We start from the raw sequence: 273 nt of genomic DNA, 5'->3' as shown, positions 1-273 counted from the left end.
TGGTTACATGGTGGCAGTATAGAGGAAATTCAGCACACCATTCGTGCAGGCCTAAACAATGTTATGCCAGCCTTTGGACAGCAGCTCTCTCAGAATGAAATTTTGGCTATTGGTGCATACATAACCAAAGCGCGGTTGGACAACAATTCGCGACTTGCAAAGCTTGATGCGTCGTCAGTGGAGCGTGGAGAGTATCTGGCGCATGCAGGTGATTGCGTCGCCTGCCATAGTGCTGAAGGGGGAGAGCCGTTTGCTGGTGGTCTGCCATTCGTT

1 protein-coding gene is annotated in these 273 nt (G+C 50.9%); it reads left to right on the top strand.

What is annotated here, in order from left to right; all coding sequences use genetic code 11:
• Positions 1 to 273, top strand: a 273-nt coding sequence (locus AYW76_RS18690) for a c-type cytochrome (RefSeq protein WP_197467857.1), incomplete at both ends; no start/stop codon positions are given.

Origin of the sequence: Marinomonas gallaica (genome assembly GCF_001639745.1) — a bacterium.
Taxonomy (GTDB): domain Bacteria; phylum Pseudomonadota; class Gammaproteobacteria; order Pseudomonadales; family Marinomonadaceae; genus Marinomonas; species Marinomonas gallaica.
This window is presented reverse-complemented; position numbering and strand designations above follow the sequence as displayed.